The 13981-nt window shown below is 66.6% G+C and carries 14 protein-coding genes; 8 read left to right on the top strand and 6 right to left on the bottom strand.

Annotation, left to right across the window (positions count from 1 at the left end):
* A partial coding sequence (locus AC3WQM_RS31800; protein WP_492683835.1) for a TRAP transporter small permease occupies positions 1-387 on the top strand: 387 nt, incomplete at its 5' end.
* A 9-nt stretch (positions 388-396) separates the two neighbouring features.
* Positions 397-1710: a TRAP transporter large permease gene (locus AC3WQM_RS31795; RefSeq protein ID WP_492683834.1), complete on the top strand. Its 1314-nt coding sequence runs from the start codon at positions 397-399 to the stop codon at positions 1708-1710.
* Between the two features lie 37 nt (positions 1711-1747).
* Here AC3WQM_RS31795 and AC3WQM_RS31790 read toward each other — a convergent pair whose 3' ends face one another.
* Entirely contained in the window at positions 1748-2452 is a 705-nt protein-coding gene (locus AC3WQM_RS31790; RefSeq protein WP_492683833.1) for a GntR family transcriptional regulator, read from the bottom strand.
* 284 nt (positions 2453-2736) lie between these two features.
* Here AC3WQM_RS31790 and AC3WQM_RS31785 point away from each other — a divergent pair, with 284 nt between their 5' ends.
* The 6 genes from AC3WQM_RS31785 to AC3WQM_RS31760 are packed head-to-tail and all read left to right on the top strand — an operon-like array spanning position 2737 to position 9283.
* On the top strand, positions 2737-3477 hold the full coding sequence (locus tag AC3WQM_RS31785; RefSeq protein ID WP_139700670.1) for a DUF969 domain-containing protein: 741 nt from the start codon (positions 2737-2739) through the stop codon (positions 3475-3477).
* Positions 3478-3482: 5 nt separating this feature from the next.
* On the top strand, positions 3483-4439 hold the full coding sequence (locus AC3WQM_RS31780; RefSeq protein WP_492683832.1) for a DUF979 domain-containing protein: 957 nt from the start codon (positions 3483-3485) through the stop codon (positions 4437-4439).
* Between the two features lie 10 nt (positions 4440-4449).
* Entirely contained in the window at positions 4450-5127 is a 678-nt protein-coding gene (pcp, locus tag AC3WQM_RS31775) for a pyroglutamyl-peptidase I (RefSeq protein WP_492683831.1), read from the top strand.
* 35 nt (positions 5128-5162) lie between these two features.
* Positions 5163-5933 (top strand): LamB/YcsF family protein, encoded by a 771-nt coding sequence (locus AC3WQM_RS31770; RefSeq protein WP_062477412.1) that lies wholly within the window; start codon positions 5163-5165, stop codon positions 5931-5933.
* Positions 5934-5941: 8 nt separating this feature from the next.
* Positions 5942-7528 (top strand): 5-oxoprolinase subunit B/C family protein, encoded by a 1587-nt coding sequence (locus AC3WQM_RS31765; RefSeq protein ID WP_492683836.1) that lies wholly within the window; start codon positions 5942-5944, stop codon positions 7526-7528.
* Positions 7529-7549: 21 nt separating this feature from the next.
* The gene (locus tag AC3WQM_RS31760; protein ID WP_492683830.1) at positions 7550-9283 is read left to right on the top strand and encodes an acetyl/propionyl/methylcrotonyl-CoA carboxylase subunit alpha; all 1734 of its coding nucleotides are present in this window, start codon (positions 7550-7552) and stop codon (positions 9281-9283) included.
* A 13-nt stretch (positions 9284-9296) separates the two neighbouring features.
* Here AC3WQM_RS31760 and AC3WQM_RS31755 read toward each other — a convergent pair whose 3' ends face one another.
* The 5 genes from AC3WQM_RS31755 to AC3WQM_RS31735 all read right to left on the bottom strand — a co-directional run bounded on the left by AC3WQM_RS31755 (position 9297) and on the right by AC3WQM_RS31735 (position 13792).
* On the bottom strand, positions 9297-9455 hold the full coding sequence (locus AC3WQM_RS31755) for a hypothetical protein (RefSeq protein WP_492683829.1): 159 nt from the start codon (positions 9453-9455) through the stop codon (positions 9297-9299).
* Between the two features lie 216 nt (positions 9456-9671).
* Positions 9672-11783 (bottom strand): T6SS phospholipase effector Tle1-like catalytic domain-containing protein, encoded by a 2112-nt coding sequence (locus AC3WQM_RS31750; protein WP_492683828.1) that lies wholly within the window; start codon positions 11781-11783, stop codon positions 9672-9674.
* A gap of 52 nt (positions 11784-11835) precedes the next feature.
* Positions 11836-12324 carry a DUF3304 domain-containing protein gene (locus AC3WQM_RS31745; protein WP_489063017.1) on the bottom strand — a complete coding sequence of 163 codons (489 nt, stop codon included), beginning with the start codon at positions 12322-12324 and terminating at the stop codon, positions 11836-11838.
* 74 nt (positions 12325-12398) lie between these two features.
* Positions 12399-12875 (bottom strand): DUF3304 domain-containing protein, encoded by a 477-nt coding sequence (locus AC3WQM_RS31740; protein ID WP_492683827.1) that lies wholly within the window; start codon positions 12873-12875, stop codon positions 12399-12401.
* On the bottom strand, positions 12872-13792 hold the full coding sequence (locus AC3WQM_RS31735) for a DUF4123 domain-containing protein (RefSeq protein ID WP_492683826.1): 921 nt from the start codon (positions 13790-13792) through the stop codon (positions 12872-12874). Before AC3WQM_RS31735 ends, AC3WQM_RS31740 begins: the two co-directional genes overlap by 4 nt.
* Between the last annotated feature and the right edge of the window lie 189 nt (positions 13793-13981).

Genomic DNA, 13981 nt, shown 5'->3' with positions numbered 1-13981 from the left:
CTGTGCGCGGCGGCGGCCTTCTTTGCGATGGCACATGCGTTCCGGCATGGTGACTTCGTTCGCGTGACGCTGCTGCTCGATGCCGTGCCGCTGAAGGTGCGGCGTGTGCTGGACGTGATGTGCCTGCTGATCGCGGCAGTGTCGGTGGCCTACCTCACCTACTGGGCCACCAGCTTCACGTACGAAAGCTACGAGTTCGCGGAGATGGCCACAGGGTTGGTGGTCATTCCGATCTGGATTCCGCAGTCCGCCTTCGTGATCGGCTGCTGGCTGCTCTTGATCGCGATGGTCGACGAGCTCGTCGGCGTGGTGCGCGGCGAAAAGCCCAGCTACCAGCGCGCCATCGAAGAACGGCACGCTGCCGGCGATTTTTCCTCCGACGTCTGAACGCACGCCATGCTCGAAACACTGCTCATGGGCGCGCTCTTGCTCGCCATCATGCTTCTCCTGCTCGCCGGTGGCGTGTGGATCGCCATGACCCTGGCCATCGTCGGCTGGGTCGGCCAAGCCTTCTTCACCAACACCCTGCCCGGCAAGAACCTGTTCTCGGCCTTCTGGGAAAGCAATGCGAGCTGGGAGCTGGCGGCGCTGCCGCTGTTCATCTGGATGGGAGAAATTCTCTTCAGAACCAAGCTCAGCGAGGAGATGTTCGAAGGCCTGCGCCCGTGGCTCAACCGCGTGCCCGGGCGGCTCATGCACACCACCATCCTCGGCTGCGGCGTGTTCGGCTCGGTCTCGGGCTCCTCGGCCGCCACCTGCGCGACCATCGCCAAGGTGGCGCTGCCCGAACTCAAGCGCCGCGGCTACGACGAGAAGCTGGCCATCGGCTCGCTGGCCACGGCCGGCACGCTGGGCATCCTGATCCCGCCGTCGATCACGATGGTGGTGTATGCCGTGGCAGCCGACGCTTCCATCATCCGCATCTTCCTGGCCGGCTTCCTTCCAGGTTTCCTGTTGATGCTGCTGTTCTCGGGCTACATCGCATGGTGGAGCCTGCGCCATCCAGACAAGGTGCCGCCGGCCGACCCGCCCACCACCTTCATGCAGAAGATCCGGCTGTCGGGCAACCTCATTCCCTGCGCGCTGCTGATCGTGTTCATCGTCTGGGTGCTGGTGGCCGGCTGGGCCACGGCCACCGAGTGCGCGGCCTTCGGGGTGCTGGGCTCATTGGCCATCGCCGCCTACGGCAAGAGCCTGACCTGGAAGAACTTCAAGGACGGGATCATGGGCGCCACGCGCACCAGCTGCATGATCATGTTCATCCTGGCCGGGGCTGCGTTCCTCACCAAGACCATGGCCTTCACCGGCATCCCGCGCGAGCTGGCCGAGTGGGTCGACAGCATGCAGCTGTCGCCCTATGCGCTGATCGGTGCGCTGGTGGTGGTGTACCTGGTGCTGGGCACGGCGCTGGACGGCATCTCGATGATCGTGCTGACCAGCGCGGTGGTGCTGCCGATGATCCAGAAGGCGGGCTTCGACCTGGTCTGGTTCGGCATCTTCATCGTGCTGCTGGTCGAGATCGCCGAGGTCACGCCGCCGGTGGGCTTCAACCTGTTCGTGCTGCAGAACATGACCGGAAAAGACAGCAACGTGATCGCCAAGGCCGCGATTCCGTTCTTCTTCTGCCTCGTGCTGTGCATCGCGCTGATCACGTTGTTCCCGTCGATCGTGACGATCCTGCCTGACCTGGTGATGGGCAAGGAGCGCTAGCGCAGCAGCCCGCGCGGCGCGACGCGGGCTGGTTCAACTAGTTGTCGAGTCCGCCATCCGGCATCTGCCGCGCATACACCGCCAGCACGATGCGCTCGGAGTGGATGAGGTAGTCGTTCAGCGCCGCCGAGCCCTCGGCGAACTTGCCGGCTTCGATGAGCTCGAGCAGCTTCGTGTTCATGTCCACGTAGGGCGCGTGCAAGAACTCCGGGTCTTTCAGCAGCCCGAAGGCCAGCCGCAGCTCGACCAGGATGTGGGCGAACAGCACGTTGAGCCGCTCGCTGTCGGCCAGCTCGACGATGCCCTTGTGGAACTCCATGTTGGCCGTGCCCACGCCGAGCCAGTCGCCGGCGTCGCGGCATTTCAGCGCCATCTCGACCGCCTCGCGCATGTGCTTCTTGGCGGGGTGGCGCGGGTAGGCCTGCGCCAGCGCCTGGCACTCGATGAGCCGGCGCACGCGGTAGATGTCGATGATCGACGCGATGCTCGGCACCGCCACGAACACGCCGCGGTTGGGCGCGTGCTTGAGCAGGCCTTCCTTGGTCAGCGTGCGGAACACCTCGCGCAAGGTGTTGCGCGAAATCTCCAGGCTGTCGGCCAGCGCGGCCTCCGACAGCCGCTGCCCCGGCGAGAACTCGCCCTTCACGATCTTCTGGCGGATCAGCTCGGCCACGCGGTCGTTGAGCGTGAGCGCGCCGGCGGCCGGCGAGGCGGGGGAAGCAGGGGAATCCAGTCGGGTCATGCCGGTCGGTCGGAGGGGAAAAGAGAGGGGCGCAGCGAGCCTGCGTTGTAACAGACGGCTCCCGTGCCATGCCGCGCCGATGCACCGAAACGCGCCCGTTTCAGGGTTTCCATGGGGGTATTCAGGCACTGTTGTTGGGCACACTACATGAAATTGTTCAACAACTTGTTTGAAATGAGTGATTCATAAGAAATGAATTGCTCATTCATTGGCATGAGGTTTGCATCAATCGACCGCACCGGTGCCCCTGCGCCGGTGTTTTGCATTGCAACGAAAGACCAACCATGACACCTGAAGTCCCTCTGTGGCCGCTGATCGGCGTGGCCGTGATCATTGCGGGGTTCATCCTGCGCTTCAATCCGATGCTGGTGGTGATCGTCACGGCCATCGTCACGGCGTTCGCCGCCGGCTTCGGCCCGATGGCGATCCTCACGGCCATCGGCACCGGCTTCATCAAGACGCGCAACCTGCCGCTGATCATTCTTCTGCCGCTGGCGGTGATCGGCCTGCTGGAGCGCCACGGCCTGCGCCAGCACGCGCAGAACTGGATCAGCCGCATCAAGTCGGCCACCGCCGGTCGCCTGCTGATCGTCTACCTCGCGGCACGCGAACTCACCGCGGCCATGGGCCTGACCAGCCTGGGCGGTCATCCGCAGATGGTGCGTCCGCTGCTCGCGCCGATGGCCGAAGGCGCCACCGAGACGCGCTACGGCAAGCTGCCCGACCGCATCCGCCACAAGCTGCGCGCCTACGCCGCGGCCACCGACAACGTGGGCCTGTTCTTCGGCGAAGACATCTTCGTGGCCTTCGGCGCCATCGTGCTCATGACCACCTTCCTGCACGAAGCGGGCATCGACGTGGAGCCGCTGCACATCGCGATGTGGGGCATTCCGACGGCCATTGCCGCCTTCATCATCCACGCCTGGCGCCTGCGCCGGCTCGACCAGGCACTGGCCCGTGAACTGGGCGGCGCCGCGCAAGCCGACGTGCCCGCCACCGCCGTGCCCGCCAAGGAAGGACGCTGAGCATCATGATTCTCTCGATCCAGCACCTGTACCTCCTGGTCGGCTTCATCCTCGCCGTCACGGCTGTGATGACGCTGGCCGACCGCCAGCACCCCAAGCGCTACACCAGCGCGCTCTTCTGGGGCATCTATGCGCTGGTCTTCCTGATCGGCGACAAGCTGCCGCCGGCACTGGTCGGCGTTGGCGCCATCGGCATGGCCGTCATTGCCGGCCTGCGCGGCGTCGGCGCGGGCAAGCACCGCGAGCCCACGCCCGAGCAGTACCAGGCCAGCGCCACGCGCCTGGGCAACAAGCTGTTCATTCCGGCGCTGGCGATTCCGCTGGTCACCGTGATCGGCACCGTGGGCATGAGCCACATCAAGCTCGGCGGCACGCTGCTGCTCGACCCCAAGAACACCACGCTGGTGAGCCTGGGCATCGGCTGCGTGGTGGCGCTGGCGCTGGCCTGCTGGCTGACGCGCGAGACGCCCGTGCAGGGCATGCGCGAGTCGCGCCGCCTGACCGACGCGCTCGGCTGGGCCGTGGTGCTGCCGCAGATGCTGGGCATGCTGGGCCTGGTGTTCTCCGACGCCGGCGTGGGCAAGGCGGTGGCGCACATCACCACCAGCTACATCAACATGGACATCCGTTTCGTCGCCGTCGCGGTGTACGTGCTGGGCATGGCCCTGTTCACCATCATCATGGGCAACGGCTTCGCGGCCTTCCCGGTGATGACGGGCGGTGTCGGCGTGCCGGTGCTGGTGGGCGTGTACCACGGCGACCCGGCCGTGATGGCGGCCATCGGCATGTTCTCGGGCTACTGCGGCACGCTCATGACGCCGATGGCGGCCAACTTCAACATCGTGCCCGCGGCGCTGCTGGAGCTGCCCGACAAGAACGCGGTGATCAAGGTGCAGATACCCACCGCGGCCGCGCTGCTGGTGGTCAACATCTTCCTGCTGTACTTCCTGATGTTCCGCTGAGGCACCGCGCATGACCACCGCCACCGATGCCAAGGCACGCCGCGTGCTGCTCGCCGGCTTCGAGCCCTTCGAGAACGACCCGGTCAACCCCGCGTGGGAGATCGCCCGCGCGCTCGACGGCTGGGTTTGCGAAGGCGCCGTGGTGCAGGCGGTGCAGCTGCCCTGCGTGTTCGGCCGCGCCATCGACACGCTCGACGCTGCATTGATCGGCTCGCCCTTGCAGCTGGTGCTGTGCATCGGCGCGGCGGGCGGGCGCACCGAGATCTCGATGGAGCGCGCCGCGCTGAACATCGACGACGCGCGCATTCCCGACAACGCCGGACAGCAGCCCATCGACCTGCCCGTGGTCAGGGACGGCCCGGCGGCCTACTTCTCGACGCTGCCGATCAAGGCCATGGTGCGCGACATGCGCGCGGCGGGCCTGCCCGCGGCCGTGTCGAACAGCGCGGGCACCTTCGTGTGCAACCACATCTTCTACGCGCTCATGCACCGGCTCGCGACGCGCCCGGCGCTGGCGCACACGCGCGGCGGCTTCGTCCACGTGCCCTACCTGCCCGAGCAGGCGGCCTCCAAACCCGGCGTGGCGAGCATGGCGCTGGACGCGCAGGTGGAGGCGTTCCGCGTGGCGATCCGCACCGCGCTCACCGTGCGCCACGACGTGCGCGAAACCGCCGGCCGGCTGCATTGATTCCTGAGGCGTGCCGTGCACGCCGGAGACCCCCGATGAACATCGACTTGAACAGTGACCTCGGCGAAAGCCTCGGCGTCTGGCGCATGGGCGACGACGCCGCCATGCTCGACATCGTCAGCAGCGCCAACGTGGCCTGCGGCTTCCACGCCGGCGACCCCGCGGGCATCCTGCGCACGCTGCGCCAGGCGAAGGAACGCGGCGTGGCCGTGGGCGCCCACGTGGCCTACCGCGACCTCGTCGGCTTCGGCCGCCGCAACATGGACGTCGACAGCGCCGACCTGCGTGCCGACGTCATCTACCAGATCGGCGCATTGAAGGGCCTGGCCGCCGCGGCCGGCACCGAGGTGCGCTACGTGAAGCCGCACGGCGCGCTGTACAACACCATCGCGCACGACGAGCGCCAGGCGCGCGACGTGATCGCCGCCCTGCGCGAGATCGACGCCAGCCTGGTCCTCGTCGCGCTCGCAGGCTCGCCGCTCGTGGGCTGGGCCGAGGCCCAGGGCCTGCGCGTGGTGGCCGAGGCCTTTGCCGACCGCGCCTACACACCGCAAGGCACGCTGGTGTCGCGCCGCGAACCCGGCGCCGTGCTGCACGACGCGAACGACGTGGCCGAGCGCATGCTGCGCCTGGCCCACGAAGGCACCGTCACCGCCATCGACGGCAGCGTGGTGCGCATCCGCGCCGACTCGATCTGCGTGCACGGCGACAGCCCCGGCGCGGTCGAGATGGCGCGCCGCGTGCGCGAGCGGCTCGTGCAGGCCGGCGTGACGATCCGCCCCTTTGCCGAGGCCACCACCGCATGACGACCTCGATGCGCTTTCTTCGCGTCAACCTCAATGCCGTGCTGGTCGAGCTCGACGACCTGGCGCAGACGCTCGCGCTGCTGGCCTCGCTGCGCGCCGAGCCCCTTGCCGGCATCGACGAGCTGGTGCCCGCCGCGCGCACCATCCTCATCACCTTCCGCCCCGCCGTGCTGTCGGCGGCTGCGCTGGCACACGCCGTGCGCCAGCGAAAGCTCGACGCCCGCGAGACGCGCGCCGACAAGCGCATCGAGATTCCCGTGCGCTACGACGGCGAAGACATTGCCGAAGTGGCGGGCCTGCTCGGCATCACGCCCGACGAGCTGGTGCGCCGCCACACCGGCAGCGACTACACCGTCGCCTTCACCGGCTTCGCGCCCGGCTTCGCCTACCTGAGCGGCGGCCACCCGAGCCTGAACGTGCCGCGCCGCGCCGTGCCGCGCACCCGCATCCCCGCGGGCGCCGTCGGGCTCGCGGGCAGCTTCAGCGGCGTGTACCCGCAGGCCAGCCCCGGCGGCTGGCAGATCATCGGCGTGACCGACACACCCATGTGGGACCTGTCGCGCGAAACGCCGGCGCTGCTGCAGCCGGGCGATGCGGTGCGCTTTGTCGATGCCACGTCGTTGAAGGTGGCGTTGCCTGTCGTCGAGAGCGTTGTTGCGGCGCCCGCGCCTGCGGCCGTCGAAGGCGGCAGCGCCTTTGAAGTTCGTGCCGCTGGATTGCAAGCGCTGTGGCAGGACGGTGGCCGTCATGGCCAGGCGCGGCAGGGCGTGTCCGCCTCCGGTGCGATGGACCAGCGCTCGCTGCAGGCGGCCAATCGATTGGTCGGCAATGCGTCGGACGTGGCCTGCCTGGAGCTCGCCTACGGCGGCTTCCAGTTCGTCTGCCGCGGCGACGCCGTGATGGCCGTCACCGGCGCCGACGGCCCGCTCACGCTGACCCGCGTCGACGGCGCGCAATGGCCGCTGCCGCGCTACCAGCCCGTCGCGCTGGCCGACGGCGACACCGTCACCATCGGCGAGCCCGTCGCCGGCATCCGCAGCTACCTGGCCGTGCGCGGCGGCTTTGCCGTGGCGCCCGTGCTCGGCAGCTGCGCGACCGACACGCTGGCCCGCATCGGCCCGCCCGCCGTGGCGGCAGGCGATGTGCTGCCAGTGCGCAGCGTTGCCATTGGCGCCGTCGTCGGTGCCATCGAAGCACCGCCGACCGACCTGCCCACCGTGCAGGAAGAAGTCGTGCTCGACATCGTGCTCGGCCCGCGCACCGACTGGTTCACCGCCGACGCCGTCGAGCGCCTGTGCAGCCAGCCGTGGGTGGTGACGCCGCAATCGAACCGCGTCGGCATCCGCCTGAACGGCGAGCAGCCGCTGGTGCGTGCCAACACCGCCGAGCTGCCCAGCGAGGGCACGGCGCGCGGTTCGATCCAGGTGCCGCCCAGCGGCCAGCCCGTGCTGTTCCTGGCCGACCACCCGCTCACCGGCGGCTACCCCGTGATCGCGTCGGTCGCGACCCACCACCTGGACCGTGCGGGGCAGATCCCCGTGAACGCCCGCGTCCGCTTCCAACCGATGGCCGGCCACGGTCCCATCGAACTTTGATTTGAGATCGAGAGTCCCGCGATGAAAAAAGTCCTGATCGCCAACCGCGGCGAAATCGCCGTGCGCATCGCGCGCGCCTGCGCCGACCACGGCGTGCAGTCGGTCGCCGTCTACGCCGATCCCGACCTGAATGCGCTGCACGTGCGCCGCGCCGACGAGGCCTACGGCCTGGACGGCCACCGCCCGGCCGACACCTACCTGAACATTCCCAAGCTGCTGGCCATCGCCAAGCGCAGCGGCGCCGACGCCGTGCACCCCGGCTACGGTTTCCTCTCGGAAAGCGCAGCCTTCGCGCAGGCGGTGATCGACGCCGGCCTGACGTGGATCGGCCCCTCGCCTTCGGCCATCGCCACGCTGGGCGACAAGGTGCAGGCCCGCAAGCTCGCCCTGAAGGTCGGCGCGCCGCTCGTTGCGGGCACGGCCGACCCGGTCAGCAACGCGGGCGAGGTGCTCGCTTTTGCCGAACAGCACGGCCTGCCGATCGCCATCAAGGCGGCCTTCGGCGGCGGCGGGCGCGGCATCAAGGTCGCGTGGCGGCTCGACGAGGTCGAAGGCCTCTACGAATCGGCCGTGCGCGAAGCCATCACCGCCTTCGGCCGCGGCGAATGCTACGTCGAGCAGTTCCTCGACCGCCCACGCCACGTCGAGGCCCAGGTCATCGCCGACACGCACGGCAACGTCGTCGTGCTCGGCACGCGCGACTGCTCGCTGCAGCGGCGCAACCAGAAGCTGGTCGAAGAGGCGCCCGCGCCCTTCCTGAGCGACGCACAGCGCGAACGCATCCACCAGTCGGCGCGCGACATCTGCACGGCCGCCGGCTACACCGGCGCCGGCACCGTCGAGTTCATGCTGAGCGCGAGCGGCGCGATCTCTTTTCTCGAGGTCAACACGCGCCTGCAGGTCGAGCACCCCGTGACCGAGGAAACCACCGGCATCGACCTTGTCATCGAGCAGCTGCGCATCGCCGAAGGCCTGCCGCTGTCCGTCAAGGAAACGCCCGCACCGCGCGGCCACTCCTTCGAATTCCGTATCAACGCCGAAGACGTGGGCCGCGGCTTCCTGCCGACACCCGGCCCCGTCCATGTGTTCGACGCCCCCTCGGGCCCGGGCGTGCGCGTCGACACCGGCGTCGACGCCGGCTCGCAGGTGCCCGGCACCTTCGACTCGCTGATGGCCAAGCTCATCGTCACAGGCGCCACGCGCGCCCAGGCGATCGCGCGCGCACGCCGCGCCCTCAAGGAATTCCGCATCGAAGGCCTGGCCACGGTGCTGCCGTTTCACCGCGCGGTGATGGCGCACCCCGACTTCGTGTCGGAAGACACGTTCAAGGTCCACACGCGCTGGATCGAGACGGACTTTGCGAACGATGAGACGGCAGGCATGCGGCCCGATCCGCTGCCGGACGCCTCGCTGCACCGCACGGCCATCGAGATCGACGGGCGGCGCATGTCGCTGGGGCTGCCGGCGGAGTTGCTGCGCGGGTTGGCGTCGGCGGGTGGTGGTGCTGCTGCGCCTGGCGTTGTTGCGAACGCGCCTGCAGCGGATGTCGCCGCCGTGGCTGCGCCGGTGTCGGGCACGCTGCAAGGATGGAAAGTCGCCGACGGCGATGAGGTCGCCGAAGGTGCGGTGATCGCGGTGATGGAGGCGATGAAGATGGAGATGCAGGTCGTCGCGCACCGCGCGGGGCGCATTACCTTCGCTGCCGCAGCGGGTGGCTATGTGGCAGCCGGGACGGCGATCGCGCGCATCGGGTAAATGAGGGCGGCTGTCAAGGCTTGAGGAACAGGGCGACGAGTCCTGAAACGATGCAGGGGGCGAACGTCACGGCGGCCATGTAGGTCTCGAGACGCGCGCTTGTATCGCGTGTGTCGATGAGCAGGTGGCGTGCGCCGAGATAAAGCAATGCGGTGCCGGCCAGCACGAGCACGTACAGCCAGGCCTTTCTCAAGCGAGGTGCCCACGACGGACGGGGCGTGCGCGATGGCCGATCAGGAAGAGCGTGCAGACCGCCGACGGCAGGGTGCCGAGGACCAGGATGAGGGCGATCGGATTCATCTGGAGCCGACGTCACCGGGCGGCGATGGACAGGCAACTGGCTGTTGCAGGTTCCGCGAGGTGATGACAGAACCTGCAGCGGGCTTCTTCAACTCTTGTCGAACACGCGCCGGTAGCGGCCGTGGCCGCGCGGTTCGCGCCGGCTGGCGGTGCCCAGGAGCTTCAAGGCGAGCGATGCCATCGTGCCCGCGTTGTCTCGCAGATCTGCCGCATCGGCATCCGTCATCAGCGGCAGTGTCCCCGGTTCTTTCGCATCCTGTGCGAGCACGCGGTGTTCGAAATTGTTGAGTTCATAGCCGCGGGCGAAGTTGCGCAGGTTCTCCGCGGCAGAGGGCATCGACTCTTCGTCAGCCGCCTTCAGCAACCGGTCGTGCGTGGCCTTCTTCTGCTTGATGGCGGCCACGAAGTCCTCGCGGTTCTCCTTCGTGATGGGGCCGAGCATCCAGAACCCGCCGTGCGAGTCGTGGACATACTTGTCGAAGAAGTCGTTGGCGGCTTGCGGAACGTCCTTGGCGGCTGCCACGGCGCGCACGAGGCGCTTTTCCACCTCGTTGGCGCGGGGCGGCTGGTCAACGTAGACGCCCGCTCTGGGAACGAACACCCGTCTGGGCTGGTTGGCCGCCTGGGCGGCCTTGACGTCTTCACGCCAGTCGAGTTCCGACTCCCACAGATCCTGTCGGTCCTGTTTGTTGGAGGCCTCGTAGCTAGCCATGGCCTTGAAGGTGGCCTCGTCGCTCTTGGACGCACGCCAGCGCCAATACAACTCCATGTGATAACGCATGCGGTTTTGCACAGGCTCGCCGCCGTTGGCGACGTTCTGCTTTTCCTCTGTCGTGGTCCAGGCTGCGTAATCGCTGAAGGACTTGTCGAGGGTAGGAGCGACCTCGAAATCGGCTTGTATTTCGCCTTGCATTTCTGACTTGCTGTCCACGCGAACGCCCGCGGCCAAGGCCTCGAAATACATGTCCATCAAGGGAATCTGCGAGAGCAATGCGGTTCGTCCCTCGACACCCTTCCCTTGGGACTTCGACGGGTAGCCTCCCCCCAGGTCAGAGTGAGCCCCCGGATAGACGAACTCCTTGGTGTTCGGCGGGTAGTTCGTGGCCCTGATGCGTGCCGTGGACAGCGGAAACGACTGGCGTATTTCGTGTGCCGCCACGTAGTGAACGGTCTGGTTGACGCCGTTGATGTCCATGGTGCCGTCGGCCCAGTCCTGAAAGCCCTCGCCGACGGGTGACGAATCGGCCAGCCCGACGGACGCCACGGTGTCGAAGATGCCCAGGAAATGAAGCTCCAGTGCCGCTTCGCCGATCGTCATGTTCTCGGCGACCAGCTGGATCCACTGGCAAAAGGCGCGCGCTTCGGCCGCACCACGCGAAAAGCCGAAGACCGACAGATGCATCTTGGTCACCCGCGGCCGTTGGTCCTTGATGGCTTTCAGCAGGCGCTCTTGAATGCCCCTGAAGATGCTGACCATCTTGTTGTCGCTCAAGCGCCACCAGGTCTTCAGTTGATCGACGCAGAGGTCTTTCATTTCGTCCGGCTGGACAAGGTCGGACGTGTGATATGCCCGATGCAGTGCGTTGTAGACCTGAATCAACGCCCAATGGATGCGCGCCTCGCCACCGGTGCCGAAGCGCTTGCCGTTGTCCAGTTCCTTCATCTCACCGATCTCGGGGAACGGTGTACCGACGCCGGGGATGTAGTAGCGAAAATTCTCGACCTTGTCGTCCTTGTGCGCGTTGAAGAGACTGACCACGTTCGTGTGGCTTTGGTCGGGCGTGTCGCGGATCAGGTTGTTGTTGGTGCCGTCAAAAAACAGGCCCACGTGAATCTCTTTGGCGCAACTCAGTGAATCGGCCTTGCTCGGGTCGGCGCTGGCGGCGCGTTGGCACAGTTCGCGTGCGGTCAGGGTCCGGTCGGCGCGCGAATGGTCGCCAGGCAGTGCGGGCTGGTAGTTCTTGCCGCCCGGGTCGTTGTCCCACCAGTCGCCTTTCGGCGCATTGGCTGTCCACTTGTAGCTGGGCAAACACTTGATGGCCCTGCCCGCTTCGTCCGACCACCTCAGTATCTGCAGCCCTGTTTCCTTGACGATGCACTCGGCCGTGCAAAGCACGGCGGTCTTGAAGTAGAGATAGCGCTTCTCGTGGGTGTTGGCGTCAAAGCTGATTTCGTACCAGCCTTCTTTGAATTTTTCCATGTGTTGCTCCCCCGGGATCTTTCAGAAGGAATGAATACGTGTTCGCACTGACTCACCATTTCCAGTTGGGAGGCTTCACCGGATAGGCGGGGCCGGGATAGTCCTTGGCGCCGGAGCCTTTGCTGGAGATGACCAATCGAACATCGCCATCGGCAAGGAAATGCACATTGAGCGTGCTGCCCGGGATGTCGTACTTGTCGATGGGGACCACCTTTTCGTGCCAAGTGGGCTTGATGGCCTCGGGTCGCTTGTCGCCTGGGATTCCGCTCGAGGTCGTCCATTTCACTGTTGCTGTGAGGCCGGGACGCCATTTGGCGGGATAGGAGATGCAGCACACAAAGCTGCCGCCGCCGCCGTAGGGGCGTGAGTTGCCACCGCCTGCCCCATCCACATAGAACTGGTGGATGTAGTCCTCGGTGTGGTTGTAGGCGCTGATGTTGGCGCTGTAGCTTTCGGCTGCCGGCTTCTTGCTGCTGCAAGCCACCAGTGGCAGCGTCAGGAGTGCCAGTGCGCAAAGCGTCAAGGTTGTGGTGCGTTTCATGGCGTGTGGCCTTTCCATACGTTCATCGGTTGTTCCTCCCGGACCTCTTGCCGAATCTCTTGTTCGCTTCGGGCTCACCATTTCCAATCCAATGGCTTCACCGGATAGGCAGGGCCGGGGTAGCCCTTGGCGCCGGCTCCCATGTTGGAGATGACCAATCGAACATCGCTCTCGGCCAGGAAGTGCACGTTGAGCGTGCCGCCTGGGACGTCATATCGATCGATCGGGACAACCCTCTTGTGCCATGTGGGCTTGATGGCCTCGGGGCGTTTGTCGCCAGGAATCCCGCTCGAGGTCGTCCATTCCACCGTTGCGCTGAGCCCGGGACGCCACTGGGCCGGATAGGAGATGCAGCACACAAAGCTGCCGCCGCCACCGTAGGGGTATGAATTCCCGCCACCCGCCTCATCCACATAGAACTGATGGATGTAGTCCTCTGTGTGGTTGTAGGCACTGAGGTTGGCGCTGTAGCTTTCAGCCGCCGGCTTCTTGCTGCTGCAAGCCCCCAGCAACGCCAACGCGCAAAGCGCCAAGAGAGCCAAGCGCTTCATGAAGCCTTGCCCTCCAACGCCTTCCACAACTCGTCGCTCCAGCCCTTCATCAGGCTCGACAGGCTTGTGCCTTGCGCGACGGCCTTCCATGTGTCCGACAGATCGGGGTGTTGGTAGAAGTTGTCGCCACAGGTCAGTGACAGCACCACGAACTGAAGCCGGTCGGGATTGCCTGCTACGTGCAGGCGGGTGGCGACCTCGAGCGCGCGCTGGAGCCGCTGATGAAACGCCGCCCGGTCGGTCTGCGGCACCAGCTGCGACACCGTCTCGAGCAGCTGCGCAAAGATGCCGTCGGCCTCCGAGGCATCCAGAAGCGCTGCGAATTGCGTTGCGTCGAGTTCGAGATGATCGCCGGCATCGGCAGCACCCTCTTCCCCGGCAGCAGCCAGCCAGTTGCCAACCGAGGCACCACTGCGATCGAACCATTGCCACTGCGCAATGGCTTGGGCCACGCGCTGTGTCTGAGGCACGGACAGCGTGGCAAGCAGCGTGGGAAGAACGCGTACATCGCCCATGCGGCAGTGCAGCTTCAGGCCATCGTGCCGCGCCTGGGCAAGGTAGCCGAAGCAGGCCTGCAGATGCGCAACGGAATGGCTGGAAGCGAACCAGCTGAATGCAGGCGCCGCCGGGTCGATCGTGGCGAGGCGTCGCAGGCCCTCGGCGCGGACCTCGTCGTCATCTCGTGGCAGTTCCAGCAACTGCGGTCCCTGCGCACCGTAGGCCTCCAGCGGTGTGTTGGCCAGTGCGTTGACATGCGGCCACCCGTTGCGGCGCAGCACCGACGCCAGGCGCGCCGGGTCCAGCAAGGCCGCATCGATCAGCAACCAGAGGCCGACGGATGACGGTTGGGCGTCGGCCATCGCTTGCACGGCATGGGCAAGGTGGAGGGGGTCGATCGGATCGGTCGCGAATTCCAACGCAACGCTCTCACTGCAAGGCGGAGAAGGGGGCTCCGCTTTGTGCCGCCTTCAGCATGCACTCGATGCAGATGCTCTGCGGGAACAGCGGCAGCCCATACGGCGAACTCGTCGGCCCGGCCAACTTCCGCTGCACCGAGTGATAAGTGATCTTCCCCGGACACTCGAAGGTGATGTCCCCATCCTGCA

The sequence above is a fragment of the Variovorax sp. FW301-JW7 genome (genome assembly GCF_058788795.1).
The sequence above is the reverse complement of the archived record's forward strand: the minus strand, read 5'-3'. Positions and strand labels throughout refer to the sequence as shown.

What these genes read in the sequence shown, in the direction of transcription:
- AC3WQM_RS31795 (WP_492683834.1), top strand. Translation starts at nt 397, where the DNA reads ATGCTCGAAACACTGCTCATGGGCGCGCTCTTGCTCGCCATCATGCTT.
- AC3WQM_RS31790 (WP_492683833.1), bottom strand. Translation starts at nt 2,452, where the DNA reads ATGACCCGACTGGATTCCCCTGCTTCCCCCGCCTCGCCGGCCGCCGGC.
- AC3WQM_RS31785 (WP_139700670.1), top strand. Translation starts at nt 2,737, where the DNA reads ATGACACCTGAAGTCCCTCTGTGGCCGCTGATCGGCGTGGCCGTGATC.
- AC3WQM_RS31780 (WP_492683832.1), top strand. Translation starts at nt 3,483, where the DNA reads ATGATTCTCTCGATCCAGCACCTGTACCTCCTGGTCGGCTTCATCCTC.
- pcp (WP_492683831.1), top strand. Translation starts at nt 4,450, where the DNA reads ATGACCACCGCCACCGATGCCAAGGCACGCCGCGTGCTGCTCGCCGGC.
- AC3WQM_RS31770 (WP_062477412.1), top strand. Translation starts at nt 5,163, where the DNA reads ATGAACATCGACTTGAACAGTGACCTCGGCGAAAGCCTCGGCGTCTGG.
- AC3WQM_RS31765 (WP_492683836.1), top strand. Translation starts at nt 5,942, where the DNA reads ATGCGCTTTCTTCGCGTCAACCTCAATGCCGTGCTGGTCGAGCTCGAC.
- AC3WQM_RS31760 (WP_492683830.1), top strand. Translation starts at nt 7,550, where the DNA reads ATGAAAAAAGTCCTGATCGCCAACCGCGGCGAAATCGCCGTGCGCATC.
- AC3WQM_RS31750 (WP_492683828.1), bottom strand. Translation starts at nt 11,783, where the DNA reads ATGGAAAAATTCAAAGAAGGCTGGTACGAAATCAGCTTTGACGCCAAC.
- AC3WQM_RS31745 (WP_489063017.1), bottom strand. Translation starts at nt 12,324, where the DNA reads ATGAAACGCACCACAACCTTGACGCTTTGCGCACTGGCACTCCTGACG.
- AC3WQM_RS31740 (WP_492683827.1), bottom strand. Translation starts at nt 12,875, where the DNA reads ATGAAGCGCTTGGCTCTCTTGGCGCTTTGCGCGTTGGCGTTGCTGGGG.